The 1,729-nt window shown below is 70.6% G+C and carries 1 protein-coding gene; it reads right to left on the bottom strand.

From position 1 onward, the window contains the following. Positions 1-1,729, bottom strand: a 1,729-nt coding sequence (locus AC1DYI_RS34645; protein WP_477208633.1) for a condensation domain-containing protein, incomplete at both ends; no start/stop codon positions are given.

Below are 1,729 nucleotides of genomic sequence, written 5' to 3' on the forward strand. Positions count from 1 at the left end.
GTGCTCGCCATCGTCCAGCGCGGTCTGGTCTGCATGCGCTTGGGCACTGCGCAGGAAGTGCGATGCCAGGTTGCCGTCGATCGTCGGCGCGTGGGGGCCACGGCCCAGTGCCAGCAGCGCCTCGCGTTCACTTTCGGCCAGGCGCGGCAGATCGCCCAGGCAAGCGGCCGGAGTGGCGAGCACGGCATCGAGCAGGGCGCACCAGCGGCCATGCAGGCGGCTCACGGTGGCGGMATCGAACAGCTCGGCCGCGTACTCCCACTGGCCGCAAAGGCCGGACGCGGTCTGCACCATCACCAGCGTCAGTTCCGCGGCGACGTCTCGTTCGTCCAGCGGCAGAGCGGTCCAGCGCAGCCCGCCGCGGTCGACGGCGACTGGTGCCCCCAGCAGCAACGGCGCCAACACAGCCCCTTGTGGGCCGCTGGCGCGCTGGAGCGCGAACCACGCCTGCACCAGCGCCGGACGTGAGCGGTCGCGCTCCGGCACCAGTCGCTCGACCAGCGTCGCGAACGGCATTGCGCGCTGTGCCAGCACGTCTGAAAGCTGAACCTGCTGGCCGCGCAGCCAGGCGTCCAGGCGCTGCGCCGAGTCGAACCGGGAACGCAGCGGCAGCGGCTGGACGTGATAACCCAGCGGCGCCCCCGGCGCCAGGCTGGTCGCCGCGGCGCTGGGCATGCCGACCAGCAGGTCGTCCTGGCCGGTCCAGTGGTGCAGGGCCAGCTGGTAGATGCCGAGCAGCAGGACATGCGACGTGATGCCGAGGTGGCGCGCCATCGCCTCGACGCCTTCGCTGCAGGCCGCATCGAGCGCGAAGCGATGGCGGCCACCACGCCACGTCCGGGTGGCTCCGCGCGGCCGATCGGTTGGTGGGTCGAAGACCGGCAACGGGTCGACCATGCGCCTTTGCCAATGAGGCCAGTCGGACTCCGCGCCAGCGTGTTGCGCCGCTTGTTGTGTCAAGTCGGTGCCCCAACTGCAAGCCATTCGCTCCAGCACCGGTGGACGGTTCTCGTGCCGCGCTGCAAGCAGTTCCTGCAGCTCGGCCAGCAGACGCGTGGCGCTGGCGAGATCGACAACGACGTGGTGAGCCACAAGCAGCAAAACCTGGCGCCCATCGGCCTGGCGGAATGCGTCCAGCCGGAAGAGCGTGTCGGTGCCGCCCGTGATGTCGAACGGCCGGCGCGCGGCCAGGTGCAGCTGGCGTTGCAGTGCATCCGCGTCCCACGTGCGGGCATCATGAAACGTCAGCGTGGCGTGCCGCGCCGGGTGCACTCGCTGCAGCGGTTCGCCGTTCTCAGTCGCGATCGTCAGGCGCATCACATCGTGGCGCTCGGTCAACAGCTGCCAGGCGTCGGCCAGCGCCGCGTCGTCGCACGGTCCATCCACCGACAGCGCCGCGGCGACGTGATGGGCATCGCTGTCGGGCGCAGACGCGGCGTCGATCCACAGCGCGCGCTGAGAGGCCGAGAGCGGGAGCGCTGCGCCCACCTCAGCACCAGCGTCCGCGGCCCTTGTCTGCACGGGCCAGGCGGTCCAGCCCTGCTCAATGTCGCTCAGGCTCGCGCCGTCGAAGAGGCGGCGCATGGGCAGCGTGACGCCGAAGCGCTCCTCCACCGTGGCATGGAATTCGAGCAGACCCAGCGAGTCGAGGCCATGGTCCTGCAACGACTTCGTGGGCTCAATCTGGCCGGCCGGCAGGCGTGCGATGCCGGCCAGGATCTCCACCAGC

It is taken from the genome of Ideonella sp. P3_A4, from assembly GCF_056403075.1.